The organism is Pseudarthrobacter sp. N5, assembly GCF_050157035.1.
Classification (GTDB): Bacteria; Actinomycetota; Actinomycetes; order Actinomycetales; family Micrococcaceae; genus Arthrobacter.
In genome coordinates this window covers 1,275,897-1,289,901 of the sequence record NZ_CP189593.1, presented here as the reverse complement: position 1 = coordinate 1,289,901, position 14,005 = coordinate 1,275,897, and the positions used below count along the sequence as shown (strand labels likewise).

At 63.1% G+C, this 14,005-nt stretch carries 14 protein-coding genes; 6 read left to right on the top strand and 8 right to left on the bottom strand.

Going from position 1 to position 14,005, the window contains the following annotated elements:
• Positions 1 to 5 precede the first annotated feature (5 nt).
• On the bottom strand, positions 6 to 155 hold the full coding sequence (locus ACQCST_RS06370) for a hypothetical protein (RefSeq protein ID WP_426998456.1): 150 nt from the start codon (positions 153 to 155) through the stop codon (positions 6 to 8).
• Between the two features lie 386 nt (positions 156 to 541).
• Between ACQCST_RS06370 and ACQCST_RS06365 the strand changes: the two genes are divergently transcribed.
• Entirely contained in the window at positions 542 to 1,597 is a 1,056-nt protein-coding gene (locus tag ACQCST_RS06365) for a glycerophosphodiester phosphodiesterase family protein (protein WP_426998455.1), read from the top strand.
• 104 nt (positions 1,598 to 1,701) lie between these two features.
• Here ACQCST_RS06365 and fdhA read toward each other — a convergent pair whose 3' ends face one another.
• On the bottom strand, positions 1,702 to 2,913 hold the full coding sequence (gene fdhA / locus ACQCST_RS06360) for a formaldehyde dehydrogenase, glutathione-independent (protein ID WP_426998454.1): 1,212 nt from the start codon (positions 2,911 to 2,913) through the stop codon (positions 1,702 to 1,704).
• Positions 2,914 to 3,110: 197 nt separating this feature from the next.
• A complete protein-coding gene (locus ACQCST_RS06355; protein ID WP_426998453.1) occupies positions 3,111 to 3,443 on the bottom strand; it encodes a cupin domain-containing protein in 333 nt (110 codons plus the stop codon).
• A 120-nt stretch (positions 3,444 to 3,563) separates the two neighbouring features.
• On the opposite strand from ACQCST_RS06355, the gene ACQCST_RS06350 reads away from it, so the two are divergent.
• Together ACQCST_RS06350 and ACQCST_RS06345 are read left to right on the top strand one after the other, a co-directional pair.
• On the top strand, positions 3,564 to 7,223 hold the full coding sequence (locus ACQCST_RS06350) for a TM0106 family RecB-like putative nuclease (protein WP_426998452.1): 3,660 nt from the start codon (positions 3,564 to 3,566) through the stop codon (positions 7,221 to 7,223).
• Between the two features lie 78 nt (positions 7,224 to 7,301).
• Complete coding sequence (locus tag ACQCST_RS06345; RefSeq protein WP_426998451.1) at positions 7,302 to 8,501, top strand: MFS transporter; 1,200 nt, start codon at positions 7,302 to 7,304, stop codon at positions 8,499 to 8,501.
• Between the two features lie 13 nt (positions 8,502 to 8,514).
• Here ACQCST_RS06345 and ACQCST_RS06340 read toward each other — a convergent pair whose 3' ends face one another.
• The 3 genes from ACQCST_RS06340 to ACQCST_RS06330 are packed head-to-tail and all read right to left on the bottom strand — an operon-like array spanning position 8,515 to position 10,054.
• Positions 8,515 to 8,814 (bottom strand): acylphosphatase, encoded by a 300-nt coding sequence (locus tag ACQCST_RS06340; RefSeq protein WP_426998450.1) that lies wholly within the window; start codon positions 8,812 to 8,814, stop codon positions 8,515 to 8,517.
• 57 nt (positions 8,815 to 8,871) lie between these two features.
• Entirely contained in the window at positions 8,872 to 9,159 is a 288-nt protein-coding gene (locus ACQCST_RS06335) for a hypothetical protein (protein ID WP_426998449.1), read from the bottom strand.
• A gap of 34 nt (positions 9,160 to 9,193) precedes the next feature.
• Positions 9,194 to 10,054: a glycosidase gene (locus ACQCST_RS06330; RefSeq protein ID WP_426998448.1), complete on the bottom strand. Its 861-nt coding sequence runs from the start codon at positions 10,052 to 10,054 to the stop codon at positions 9,194 to 9,196.
• 366 nt (positions 10,055 to 10,420) lie between these two features.
• Here ACQCST_RS06330 and ACQCST_RS06325 point away from each other — a divergent pair, with 366 nt between their 5' ends.
• Both ACQCST_RS06325 and ACQCST_RS06320 read left to right on the top strand, forming a co-directional pair.
• Positions 10,421 to 11,560 carry a DDE-type integrase/transposase/recombinase gene (locus ACQCST_RS06325; RefSeq protein WP_426998447.1) on the top strand — a complete coding sequence of 380 codons (1,140 nt, stop codon included), beginning with the start codon at positions 10,421 to 10,423 and terminating at the stop codon, positions 11,558 to 11,560.
• Position 11,561: 1 nt separating this feature from the next.
• Entirely contained in the window at positions 11,562 to 12,149 is a 588-nt protein-coding gene (locus tag ACQCST_RS06320; RefSeq protein WP_426998446.1) for a thiamine pyrophosphate-dependent enzyme, read from the top strand.
• Here the strand turns inward: ACQCST_RS06320 and ACQCST_RS06315 are convergent.
• Both ACQCST_RS06315 and ACQCST_RS06310 read right to left on the bottom strand, forming a co-directional pair.
• A complete protein-coding gene (locus ACQCST_RS06315) occupies positions 12,080 to 12,601 on the bottom strand; it encodes a hypothetical protein (protein ID WP_426998445.1) in 522 nt (173 codons plus the stop codon). The two genes, ACQCST_RS06320 and ACQCST_RS06315, sit on opposite strands and share 70 nt — an antisense overlap.
• 653 nt (positions 12,602 to 13,254) lie before the next feature.
• Entirely contained in the window at positions 13,255 to 13,632 is a 378-nt protein-coding gene (locus tag ACQCST_RS06310) for a chondroitinase-B domain-containing protein (RefSeq protein WP_426998444.1), read from the bottom strand.
• Between the two features lie 23 nt (positions 13,633 to 13,655).
• Between ACQCST_RS06310 and ACQCST_RS06305 the strand changes: the two genes are divergently transcribed.
• Positions 13,656 to 14,003 carry a hypothetical protein gene (locus ACQCST_RS06305; protein ID WP_426998443.1) on the top strand — a complete coding sequence of 116 codons (348 nt, stop codon included), beginning with the start codon at positions 13,656 to 13,658 and terminating at the stop codon, positions 14,001 to 14,003.
• Positions 14,004 to 14,005: the final 2 nt, after the last annotated feature.

Genomic DNA, 14,005 nt, shown 5'->3' with positions numbered 1-14,005 from the left:
ATTCACTAATTCCGCTGTCCGAAATCCTCGCGGCAGCTCAGATCCCGGAACTCGTCCCAGGTTTTGGGGATGGCAATGTTGTACTTCTGCAAGATGTCCGTGCGGACCGCCGGGGTGTAATCCGGCCACAGTTCCTCGTGAAGGCCCGGCAGCACGTAGTACTTGCCGTCCTGCGACCTGCATCACATCTAGAAACTATTGTGAAGTTTACGCAAGGACAAGGAGTTTTCTGGAGAACACGAATGTTTCCCGGAGGGCATTTTCCCCGGGGAATCAAGGTTTGAGGGTCGGATCCGGGTCAAAGTCGACCTAACAGGACCTCGGAAATTCATGGGTTGACACAGTTGTTTCAGGTAAATTTTGGAAACTATCGGAATCGGCTTTCGATCCTGCTTCTCTTAGCCGCGCACGCCGCCCCGGAGAAGCCGCGCCTTGTTAACCTGCGGTCCATCTCCCGGCACACGGCAGGCCATCCGGCCCGCCTACCGTGGACGGTTGCCGGCGCAGCGCCAGCAACCGTTATCCAGGAGGAACCACCCCCATGCGCACAGTCTTGACCGCCGCGGCCGCCGCCGCGCTCATCGCTTCCCTGGCGAGCCCCGCCGTCGCCGCCCCAAACGCCGCGGCCGGCCCCGCGCCGTCGTCGGACACCGCCGGCACCGTAGCGCGAGAAATCAAGACCAACGAACGCAACGGCTCCCTTGACCTGCAGTCCCACCGCGGAGGCCGCGGCGAATGGACCGAGGAGTCCCTGGCCGCCTTCGCCAACTCCCTGAAGCTGGGCGTATCCACCCTCGAGCTGGACACCCATCTGACCGACGACGGCAAGATCATCGTCTGGCATGACGACACCATCCAGGCGAACAAGTGCATCGACACCGCACCGGCCGCTGCGGGAGACCCCGAGTTCCCTTACGTGGGCCGCCGCGTCGCGGAGCTGTCCCTGGCACAGGTCAAGACCCTCAACTGCGGCTTCACGCAGCTGCCCGGGTTCCCGGAGCAGGACGTGGTGGACGGCAACCGGATCGCCGAGCTCAAGGACGTCTACCAGCTGGCCCGCGACTACGACGCCAAGAAGGTCCGCTTTAACGTGGAGACCAAGGTGGAGGACGGCAAGTCCGGCGGCGAAGCCATGGTGGCGCTGACCCGGGCCGTCGTGGCGGAGATCCAGGCTTCCGACATGGCGGGCCGCACCACCGTGCAGTCCTTTGACTGGTCCTCGCTGAACCTGACCAAGAAGATCGCCCCGGGGCTTCCCCTGGTGGCCCTTTCGAGCGGTGACGCCTGGCTCCAGGTCGGCCAGCCCGGCGCCAGCCCCGATCTCGGCGGAATCGACATCGACGACTACGACGGCTCACTCGCCAAGGCCGCGGCAGCCCAAGGCTACGACGTCATTTCCCCCGCCTTCAGCTCCGTCACACCTGCGATGATCACCGAGGCCCACGGGCTGGGCCTGCCCGTCATCCCCTGGACCGTCAACGCCAAGGCGGACATGGAGCGCATGATGGATCTCGGTGTGGACGGCATCATCACCGACTACCCCACCCGTCTTCGGACACTCATGGAGGAGCGCGGCCTGAAGCTGCCGAAGGCCTAGCAACGGCGCGTCCCGGACTGCTGTGCCCTGCCTGTTCACTGATTGGAAGCGGCGAACAGGCAGCGCACTTCAGCGAATCCCCAGGATCAGTTGAGGTAGCCGGGTCAGCTGAGGTAGCCGTTCGGGTTCAGCACGTACTTTGTCGCAGCACCGGAGTCGAATTCGGCGTAGCCCTGCGGCGCCGCCTCCAGAGGGATCGCCTTGGCATTGACGTTCTTCGCGATGCTTACCCTGTCGTGCAGGATCGCCATCATCAGGCCCCGGTTGTACTTCATGACCGGACACTGACCTGTGGTGAAACTCATCGACTTGGCCCAGCCGGTGCCAAGGCTCAAGGACAAGGACCCCTTTTTCGCAGCCTCGTCCACGCCGCCCGGATCGCCCGTCACATACAGTCCGGGAATGCCCAGGGCACCGCCCGCCGCAGTGAGCTCCATGAGGGAGTTCAGCACGGTGGCCGGAGCTTCCTTGGCGCCGGAGCCGTGGCCCTTGGCTTCGAACCCCACAGCATCCACACCGCAGTCGACTTCCGGGATGCCCAGGATCTGCTCGATCTGTTCTGCCGGCCCGCCCTTGGTCAGGTCGACGGTTTCGCACCCGAAACTGCGCGCCTGTGCCAGCCGCTCCTCGTTCATGTCACCCACAATCACGACGGCGGCACCCAGCAGCTGCGCACTGGTCGCCGCAGCCAGGCCCACTGGACCGGCACCGGCAATGTAGACAGTGGAACCGACGCCCACACCGGCGGTCACCGCACCGTGGAATCCCGTGGGAAAGATGTCAGAGAGCATGGTGAGGTCCAGCATCTTTTCAAGGGCCTGGTCCCTGTCCGGGAACTTCAGCAGGTTCCAGTCCGCGTACGGCACCAGGACGTAGTTGGCCTGGCCACCCACCCAGCCGCCCATATCCACGTAACCGTAGGCGCTGCCGGGCCGATCCGGATTGACGTTCAGGCAGATACCGGTTTTGCGTTCCTTGCAGTTCCTGCACCGGCCACACGAGATGTTGAACGGGACGGAGCAGATGTCACCCACTTTGATGAATTCGACGCCCGGTCCAACTTCCACCACCTCGCCGGTGATTTCGTGGCCAAGCACCAGATTGGGCGGAGCTGTGGTCCGGCCGCGGACCATGTGCTGATCGGACCCGCAGATGTTGGTTGCAACGGTTTTCAGGATTACGCCGTGGGGCACCGCCCGCCCCACATTGGCCGGATTAACGCCCGGCCCGTCCTTAAGTTCGAAGCTGGGGTAATCAATGTCGATGAGTTCGACCTTGCCCGGCCCCTTAAATGCAACGGCTTTGTTGCCTGTCATCTCTTCCTCCTGGTCTCACAGACTCTCCTCGTTGAAGGGCCGGCTCTGATTCATGAAGCGTTCTGATGCACTCTCCGGGGGCAGGCATCTGCCCGGCAGCCTTGAGGGCGTTTGGCCGAGTTTGGCTGTTGGAGGGTCTGGTCAGTCTAGAGGAGCAGATCCGTCGGGGTCTATGGGCGGAGGGCCGTGAACCGAGGTCAGCCGATCTTCGCAACTGTCAGCAGGATCGCGGAGTCCTCTTCCGCATCCAGGCTGTGGAGCCCCTCAGGCATGATCAAAAGATCTCCGGCTTTCCCCTGCCATGACTTTTCCCCGGAATGCAGGCGAACACATCCACGGAGAACAAAGATTGTGGCCTCCCCCGGGTTCTGGTGTTCTCTCAGGCTTCTACCCGCCTTTAAGGCGATGACTGTCTGGCGAAGAACCTTCTCGTGCCCCCCATACACCGTGTCGGCAGCCCGCCCGCTGCTGGCCACGGACGCAGCCTCGAGTTGCTGGGAAGCCAGGGCGACGATCGATATTTTCTGCATGCTGCAACCGTACCCGCGAGCCGCCCGAAGGGAACCGCCCAGAATGTCGGCGGGTGTTGCTAGATTCGAATCAGCGCCACGGGAGAATTCCTTTGGCGAGGCTGCCAATGGGGAGGCCCCATGTTTCTGCTCGAACCGCTGACTGACGGGGGACCCGAAGACCTGGTGTTTTCGGCCAGCGATCTGGTGTCCGCCAGCGAGTGCGAATACCGCACGCTCCGCGTTCTGGACGAGAAGCTGGGCCGCTCCGCCAAAGCAGACTTCCCCGCAGACGAAATGCAGCAGCGCGCCGGGAAGTTGGGCGACATCCACGAACTCAATGTGCTGGGCGAACTGACCACGCGGTATGGCGAATGGGACCCTTCGCAGGCGACCGGCGTTTACCGGATTGAGCGCGGCAGCAACACCCGCGCTGAGCTGGCCGCAAAACACCAGGAAACCGTCGAAGCGCTGACGGCCAGCGCCGACGTCGTATTCCAGGCAACATTCTTTGACGGTGAATTCCTTGGCTACGCGGATTTCCTCGTCAAGGAAGGCGCGGATCAGCCGGCGGCCAATGGCGGGACCGGACGCTACGCCGTCTGGGACACCAAGCTCGCCCGTCATGCGAAGGTCGGGGCACTCCTGCAGCTCGCCGCGTATGGTGATCAGCTCATCCGGGACGGCTTCGAACCAGCTCCGAAAGTCACCCTGGTCCTGGGACATTTTGTTGACGGCGAACACCCTGGTGAACGGCAACGGGCACGGAGCATCCACTCCCTCACCGACCTGCTGCCGGTATTCCGCGAGCGCCGTGACCGCTTCCGCGCAATCACTGCGGCGCATCGCTCTTCCGATATGCCAGTCCAGTGGCAGCAGACAGGCATCACCCACTGCGGCCGCTGCAACTACTGCGCGGAGCAGGTGGCAAACCACCGCGACCTGCTGATGGTCTCAGGCATGACGTCCGTTCAGCGCAAGAAACTGATCAACGATCACAAGGTGTCCACCATTGATGCCCTGGCCGAAATGCCCCAAAGCGATGCGAAGGGCTCCCTGGTGCGGCTCCGCGACCAGGCGCGCATGCAGACCGGCCGCGACGCCTTTGACGGTTCCCGGACCTTCATCAAGGACGGCGAAGAGCACGCCGTCACCTATAAGGTGCTCGGCGTGAACTCCTTGGGAGGCATTCCCGCGCCCAGCCCGGGCGATATCTTCTTCGATTTCGAAGGCGATCCGCTCTGGCAGGATTCCGCTGGCAGGTGGGGGCTCGAGTACCTGTTCGGCGTCATTGAAGCGCCGGGACCCGGCACGTCACCTGACGCCGGGCCCGCGTTCCGGCCCTTCTGGGCGCACTCGCGCGGCGGCGAGCGGAAGGCATTCCTGGATTTCCTGGCCTATGTGGAACAGCGCCGGGCAATCCACCCGGAAATGCATGTCTACCATTACGCGCCCTACGAAAAGTCGGCGCTGCGGAACCTTTCGGTCACTCACGGAGCGGGCGAAGACATCGTGGACGCGTGGCTGAAGGAGGGCGTCCTGGTGGACCTCTACGCCGCGGTGCGCCAGTCATTGCGGATCTCGGAAGCCTCGTATTCCATCAAAAAGCTCGAGCCCCTCTACATGGGCAACAACCTGCGCTCCGGCGACGTCAAGGATGCCGGTGCTTCTGTGGTGGCTTACGCCGCGTACTGCGCGGAACGGGATGCCGGGCACCAGGCGGAGGCAGCTAGAGTGCTCGCGTCCATCTCCGATTACAACGAGTACGACTGCCTCTCCACGCTCCGCCTCCGCGACTGGCTGCTCCAGCTTCGGCATGGCACACGGTCCGGGGCTGCAGCGGCCACACAGCCAGCTGCCGCGCGCACAGTCCTGGATGCGGCCGCCGTCGATGCCTTTGAACCCGAGCCGGAGGAACTGGCACTTCAGGCGTATCTGGCCTCCCTTCCGGACAACCGCGCGTGGACCGCCGACGAACAGGCCATTGCCATGGTGGCCGCTGCCACCGGCTACCACCGGCGCGAAGACAAACAATTCTGGTGGGAACACTACGACCGGCTTGGATCCGATCCGGACAAGCTGTCGGAAGCCCGAAACGTGTTCATGGTTGAGTGTGCCGAAGTCCTGCAGGACTGGTCCAAGGCCAAACCCACGGAACGCATGCTGACGCGAACAACCCGACTGCGCGGAACCATGACCGCCGGCTCCGATTTCCGGCCGGGCTCCAAATGGTTCCGGATGTTTGATGCACCGGTGCCCGAAGGGGTGGAAAACCTCGACGGCGATCCCCTGGCCTGGGGCGGAATCTTCGCCACCGTCATACACGACGTTGTTGCGGACACCCTTGACCCTCGCCTCACCCTCATCACCATCGCCGAAAAGGCAAGCGGGAAAGTCCCCCCGTACCCGCAGTTCCCCATGGCGCTTACGGCAGACAAGCCCATCCCGACTGCCAGCATCGAAGCAGCGCTGAGGGAGATTGCCCGGGAAGTGGGCAGGACCGTCCCTTCCCTGCCCAACAACCCCGGGCTGGATATTCTGCGCAAGAGGAGTCCGCGCTTACGCACTCGGGCAACGCTGCCCGCCGTTCAGCACGATCATCAGGGCCAGGCCGATTACGTCACGGCGATCACTGAGGCGGTCGAAAACCTGGACCATTCCTATCTGGCGGTCCAAGGCCCCCCGGGCACCGGAAAGACGCATGTGGGCTCACACGTCATCGCCGAGCTGGTGAAGCGCGGCTGGAAGGTTGGCGTTGTGGGACAGTCCCACGCCGTGGTGGAGAACATGCTCCGCACCGCCGTCGAAAAAGCCGGAGTGGACCCCACAGTGGTGGCCAAAAAACTGGCTGCTCCTCACCACGTCCCGTGGACCCATACCGCTGAAGATGACTTTGCCCGTCTGTTCGCGAGCGCCGGCGGCTGCCTGATCGGCGGGACCGCCTGGACCCTGACTGGAAAGTTCGTCCCGGCAGGGTCCCTGGACCTGCTGGTGATCGACGAAGCCGGCCAGTATTCGCTGGCCAACACCCTGGCTGTTTCCCGCGCAGCGAAACGGCTGCTGCTGCTCGGCGACCCGCAGCAGCTGCCCCAGGTCACCCAGGGCAAGCACCCGGAACCCGTGGACGAATCCGCCCTGGGCTGGCTGTCTGCCGGTCATGCCACGCTGCCAGCGGAGCTGGGCTATTTCCTGGCCGACTCGTGGCGGATGCACCCTGAGCTGTGCCGCGCCGTTTCCGTGCTGAGCTACGACGGAAAATTGGAATCCGCCCCGGCCGCCCTGCTGCGCAAGCTGGACGAAGTGCCCGCCGGAGTGGACACAGTATTCGTGGAGCACACCGGAAACGCCACCGCCTCGGATGAGGAGGCCGCTGAAGTGGTCCGGCAGGCTGAGCGTCACATCGGGCTGAAATGGACTCCGGGCGGTGACCAGGCTGTCCGGCCGCTGGAACAGAAGGACGTACTGGTGGTCGCCGCCTACAACGCCCAGGTCCAACTGATCCGCGCTGCTTTGGACGGCGCAGGCCTCAACGAGGTCAGGGCAGGAACGGTGGACAAGTTCCAGGGCCAGGAAGCTCCCGTGGTCCTGGTGTCCATGGCATGTTCCGCCATTGCCGAGGCACCACGCGGTGCGGAGTTCCTGCTGAACCGCAACCGGATCAACGTAGCCGTGTCCCGGGGCCAGTGGCGGGCAGTGATCATCCGCTCCCCCGGGCTGAGCAACTACATGCCCACCAAGCCCGCCGGATTGGAAGAACTCGGCGCCTTCATAGGACTCAGCAAACCGAATCCCGGCGAATAAATCAGGTAAATTCATCAGGTGGGCAGCGGTACGCGAGCGCCGGCACCCATATCCGCCCCGTTGAATGGACCCCTCCCCATGTCCTCCGCTTTTCCCGCGCCCATCCCGGACCGTTTGCCGCTCGGCGCACTGCTGGTCCTGGCCGCCATCGGCTTCACGGCCATCACCACAGAACTCCTGCCCTCCGGCCTGCTGCCGCAGATCAGTGCGGGCCTGAACATCTCGGAACCGGTGGCCGGCTACCTCACCGCCGGTTACGCGGCCATCATTGTGGTCACCGTCATTCCCGCCACCATTCTGCTGGCCAGGGTGCCCAGGAACGCGCTGCTGATCTCCTTGGTCCTCACCTTCGCCATCAGCAACGCCCTGGTGGGCCTGGTGTCCGATTTCGGCTCAGCCATGGCTGCACGGGTGGTGGGTGGAATCGCCCACGGACTGCTGTGGTCTACCATGGCCCCGTTCATCGCCAGGATCGTCCCGCCGCACAAGGTCGGCAAGGCGCTGGCCATCGTCTTCAGCGGCAACAGCCTGGGCCTGGCCATCGGCGCTCCTGTGGGAACAGCGCTCGGTGGGCTGCTCGGCTGGCGTGCATCGTTCCTGGGCCTGGCCGCCTCGGGTATCCTCCTGGGCCTGCTGGCGGTGTGGCTGCTGCCTGCCGTCCGGCGGATCCCGGATGCCAAACGGCCTTCCCTGCGCCTCGCGATCGCCCAGCCGGGCGTCAAAGCGGTCGCCGTTGCCTGGCCGTTGCTGCTGATGGCCCACTTCGCCCTGTTCACCTACATCGCGCCGTTCATCCGGGCGGCCGGCCTGCCGGACTACAGCATCACGCTCTCACTCACCGTCCTGGGCGTCGCCGGGCTGGTGGGCATCTGGATAGCGGGCATCACCGTGGATTCGCGTCCCCGCCGCTCGTTGTTGATCACCACCGCGGCCGTTGCTGGGTCGATGCTCCTGCTCCCCGTCTTTGGGTCCACCGTCTTTGGCGCCATGGTGCTGATGGCTGTGTGGGGTGCGGGGCTGGGAGCGATCGGCATCTACAACCAGTCCGCTATTCTGCGTGCCGGCCGGGACTACAAAGACGCCGCCAACGGCCTCACCGTGCTGACCATCCAGATCGGCATCACCATCGGCGCGGTTTACGGCGCTGCTGCATTGGTCACCGCCGGTCCGCTGCTGGTTCCGGTGGCGGCGGCGGTCCCGGTGGTGGCGGCCCTGGTCATCACGCTGGCGGGCAGGAAGCATGCCTATCCGCCCGGGCCCAAAGAGAGCCTTCAGTGAGTCTGGCGGCCTGTCAGCCCACAATGCGGAATTCTGCGTAGCTCCCGTCGGCGGGAGCCAGCGATTCCTCCACCTCCGCCACACGGCCGGGTGCTTCCGGGGACCGGAGCCAGCGCCGGAATTCAATGACTGCCAGCGGCGGTCCCTCAACGACGACGGCGACAGCACCGTCGTCGCAATTCCTCACCGTCCCGCTCAGCCCCAGTTCTTCGGCCTTGCGCGCTGTCCAGTAGCGGAAGCCGACGCCCTGGACCACGCCGCGGACGCGCGCGCTGAGGCGGACGTCTGCGGCGGAGATCCCGGAGTCGCTCATGGATCCAATGTAGCGGCCGTTCCCGGGTCCTGACAGGCTCCACCACCGGGCGCAGGCTCAACCACCCTGGACGCCGGCATCGAGGTTCTGTGACACGACCGCCATGGTCCGGGCGTACTCGTCGGATGGGCTGAACTCCACCAGCTCGGTCCCGGGCCCAACCTCACCCGTGTGGCCCGGGGCCGTGTAATAGGCCTCACCGACCTCCACGACCTCGTCGCCATCTGGCCGGTGCAGAATGAGTCTGCCACGGATCACGTATCCCCAGTGGGGGCTCTGGCACAGATCCTCAGGCAGACCACGGTAGAACGGTGTGACGTCGCCGCCCTCCTCGAACGCGTGCAACGTGCAGCGGCCGCCGGACGTCCTGACCCGTCAGTCAGACGGTAGCGATGTCCCGCGTGCGGTGGTCGTAAACGAAGGTGACCGATCCGCCGTCGTGGTGCAGCTCATGGTTGGCACCGTCGCGCACACCGAAGGCGCCGTAGTTCTCATCCCAGGACCGGTTCAGGGCGATTTTGTATGTATAGAAACCCGCCGGCAGCTCAGCGGTCAGCTTCCACAGCTGCTCCGCGGCGTCCAAGTCCAGCTGGACTTCCTCAAACTCCGGCGCCCAGTCCTCAGCTGCACCGATGATGGTGCTGAAGTCTCCGGCGACGGCGACGGCGGCGGGCTGTTCGATGAGTTCAGCCGCAGCAGCCGGAGACCCGGTCTTGGTTGCTGCTGTTTTGCGGGTGGTGGGCTTTTTTGCGGCAGGAGCCTTGGACGCAGCGGCCTTGGCTGCGGGAGCCTTCGCAGCGGTCTTTTCCGCGGCCGGGGACTTGGCGGCCGGCGCCTTCGCGGCAGGCTGCTTCGGTGCGGGCTTCTCCGGTGCGGCAACCGGAAGCGGTGTCCCGGCCGGGACGGGAGTACCGGCGTCGAGCGCTGCGGCAAACGTGACCGCATCAGGGAAGGCAACCGTGGCGCGCAGTCCGTCCTCGGGGATGGTCCAGCCGGAGCGGCCCTTGACCAGCCATCCTGCTTTGGCGAGTTTCGCCGTTGCCGTGGTGAGGGTTTTGTGGCCGCGCGGAATTCCGCCGCTGAGCAGCTCGCTCTCATGATCGTTGAACGGCACACGCCCGGTTGCTTCTGCAAGCACAAAGCCGGCGTTCAAGTTCTCCCCCTGCAACACCCCCTCTGCCAGAATATCCAGCACAGCCTTCAGTCGAAGGTTGGTGTTCTCTGCAGTGTTCGTGCCCATGGGTCTCCTTTAGAAGCAATTGTTCCATCTGAAGTGTGCCAAAAAAGTGTTAAATCGAGCGACTGGAATGGTTAATTCCGTGTGTCGCGACCGACTATGACGCAAGTTACTTCCGAAGTGAGTTTGAAGTCTCGGGTACCCGCCGGTAACCCGGTGAAGGATCCCCCAACCGGGACAGCACGAACTGAGCCAATCGCTGTGCGCCGGCGAAGGATCGATCACGAGATCTCCGACACCGGTCCAGCATTGCATTCCCCGCTTCGCTTGAACACCCCTCGCGTTGACTCATAGAAAATGCGCGCGTAGCGGTGTGCCTGACCGCTCCGGTTCCCCGGCGGCGGTAGGCCTGCGACTACGGAGCTGACAATGAATCAACGCAAGGCTGTGACGAAGAAGCTGGCATTGGAATACCGCCGGGCCTCCAAAGCCGGGAAGGGCCTGATCCTTGACCAGGTTTGCGTGCTCAACGGGTGGCACCACAACCATGCCCGTAAAGCTCTCACACAGGCATTGACCATTAGTGCGGTCAAACCCCGACCACCGAAACCACCGCTCTACGGGGAGCCGGTGATGAAGGCGCTGCGGCTCCTGTGGGCGGTGCAGGGCACCCCGTGCGGTCGGCTGCTCGCGGCTGCGCTGCCGGACCTGGTGCTACGGCTGCGCCGACTCAAAGAGCTGGAGATCGATGATGAATGCGCAGGCCTGCTGCTGAAGATCGCCCCTGCCACCATCGACCGCAGACCGAAGGCCGACCTGGGCCGAATGGGACGACGCCGGCCCGGGTTCGTGGAGATCGACCTGGTGGGCCACGAGGGCGGCAATTCGCAGGGCGAGTTCTGTTTCACCCTTGACATCACTGACATCGCGACCGGCCGGACAGAGGCCGTTTCGGTGAGGAACAAGGCGCAGAAATGGGTGTTTGCCGCAATCAAGGAAGCCACCGCGAAGTTCCCGTTCCCGGTCCTGGGCATCGACTCGGACAACGGTTCAGAGTTCATCCATTGGGAGCTGTTCCGCTGGTGCGAACAGGAAAACCTCACGTTCACCAGGTCCCGGTCGGGGAACAAAAACGACGGTGCGCGTGTAGAGCAGAAGAACTCGCACATCGTCCGGCAGACCGTCGGGTACCACCGCTACGACACTCCTGGCGAGCTTGACCTGTTGAACTGGATCTGGGAGCTGCAGCGAATCCTGACGAACCATTTCGCGCCCCAGCAGAAGCTCATTTCCAAGGAACGCAACGGCGCGAAGATCACCAAGAAATATGATGCCCCGCGAACACCGTTCCAACGGATCCTCGCCGACGAAGGCACCGTCCGGAAAGCGGTCAAGACCAGACTCACGCGGGAAAACAAACCTCTGAACCCGGCTGCGATCCAGCGACAGGTCCAGGCTCTCACCGCCGAACTGCTCACGCTGACCACCAGCAAACAAGGACCTAAAGCCAGGCCGTCCATGCGCGCACTTTCAAATGATTCCACGATGAAAACTATGCACGCATCTTGACATGATTCCTCGGGCTGGCCACCAGGGGATGCGCAGTACCGTACGCGATTGGCGCGAAATTTGCCTACCGGACCGGCCGGTCGTCGCCTTCGCCGGCGACGGGGCGATGCAGATGAACGGCCTGGCCGAGCTGATCACCATCCAGCGCTACGGGCAGGAATGGGCCGATCCCAGGCTCGTCGTCGCCTTTTTGCACAACAACGACCTGAACCACGTCATCTGGGAACTGCGGGCAATGGGCGGCGCTCCCACCTTTACCGAATCCCAGTCACTTCCCGACGTCGACTACGCCGCCTTCGCCTCAAACCTCGGACTGGAAAGTATCACCAGTCCCTCCCCACACGGCGCTCGAGCAGGCACTCAACACCGCCAAGGCCCTCGCCAAAGGCGACAGCAGCACCTGGGGCATCATCAAAGAAGACATCAAGACCAAGGCCGAGGAAATCCTGCCGGACAAGGAAAAGTAGGCACCCAAAGGGCCCACTTTCCGGGAACGCGGACCCTTTGGGGGTGCAGGGACTACCTGGTGGTGTCACCAATGAGAGTTTCAGTGACCGTCCCCCTGCCCAAAGGCTTGTCGCCGAGGTAGGTGACCAGTGACCACCAATAACTGGGTGCAGAGGAACCCAGATTAATGCAGTACCACTGCGTCCCGCTCGAAAGCGGGAAAGTCTGGTGGCTAATCACGCCGTTGGCTGTCACTTCCAACTGCTGCTGCCCGCCAGCCCGTCCGCTGACATTGACCGTAACGACGATGCACACCCAACCGGGGGTTCCGCCCTGTGCCCCGTTGCTGCTCCAGAATGAAGCTACCTGCCCCGAGTCAACCTTCTTCAGGGTGACGGCGGAACCGTCACTGCTGAAGGTTGCCGAGGCGTGGGCCGGCTCCGTCACGGCACAGGTGCCGTATTGGTCGTTTGTTGACGTAACGCCTTGGGCAGTGCACGGACCTATGACAGTGGCATCGGCCGCAGGGGCAGAGAAAATCAGGATGCAGAATACCGTGCCCATGGCGGTGAGGAGGGCGATCAGCTTTTTCATGGTTCATCTCTTTCTTCAAGAATTGACAACGGCCAGGAGCAGAGCGCGTTCAGGTGCAATTACTCCCTTTGTAAGCAACCGGACCTCCCATCGCCATCGAGGCATTCCCTGAGTAGCACATGGCCAATTCACGCCGCATTGTGGCCGGGGCATGGCTGTCGAGGGCTCACGGCAAGGGATATGCCTGGGAGGGTCAGCGGGACCCTAAAGAGAATTGGCGCAACTTGGATGCGGTGAATCCATTTCCTGGGCACAAGGTCGCCAGGCCTGTCATCGTCTGGCATCGGCATTTGCGGCGCATAGTGACGCTTCAAGGGCAGGAAAAACACGGCCAACACATCCTTCTGGAGACCGTATCTTTCGAATTCGCAAAATGGGCAGAACGTTGGCGGAATCCCCAGTTGCCGCTCCCACAGACGACGATGACTTCAGGTATACGGGAGCCACAATGGCGTGTCAATACACCGCGTTGACTCATAGAAAATGCGCGCGTAGCAGGTATCGAGGAATCATTTGAGAATGCGCGCGTAGCGGTGTGCCTGACCGCTCCGGTTCCCCGGCGGCGTTAGGCCTGCGACTACGGAGCTGACAATGAGTCAACACAAGGCGCTCGGTGCCCTTGCCGATCAATATGGCACCGCCCGAAACACCGGCTACATAGTTGTCCACCAGCGCATGGTCATTGCCGTAAATACGGATACCGTTTGGCCCATCGAGAATGTAATTACCATCGATCCGATTTCGGTTGCCATGGCGCAACACAATTCCGCCAGGCTATTGCGGATAGTGTTGTAACGGATGGTGTTGTCAGAACTCTTCACGGAAATCGCCTCGGGATCGCCGTTGGCACGCTCGAAGAGGTTGAACTCCACCACGGCATGGGCGCTGCTCAAAGCCCGTGGACTGACGCCCAGCCGAATGGGCTCTCCCGCGTTGGCACCGGAAAAGCTCTGATCAGAGAAATAGTTCCGGTAGACGTGGACACGCTGGGCCATCTCCGTGGTGCCGGCTCCTTCGATGCCCAGATACACGCCCAGCGTTGATTTGCCATGAAATGGTTCCGGTCAATCTTCGTGTCATCCGCCCGGACCGTGACACTGTGCATGCCTGCAATATCGGCCAGCTGGAAATCATTCCGCGTCAGGCGAATGTGGTGATTGTTTGCCGGAATCTCGAAGGTGGTGGACTGGCAAATAGCGAACCCGCTGACGGTGACAAACGCTGCTCCGTCAAAGGTGAAGCTGGCCTCCAAATTGAAGATGGCACCGCCCCGCCATTGAGCCAGCACGGTAACCGGCGCCGTACTGGTACGGCGGCAGTTCGCGATGACAACGGGCTGATTGGCTGGAACCGCAGGCGGTCACCGGATGCCGGATTGATGCTGCCAATCACAGTGTCGTAAAG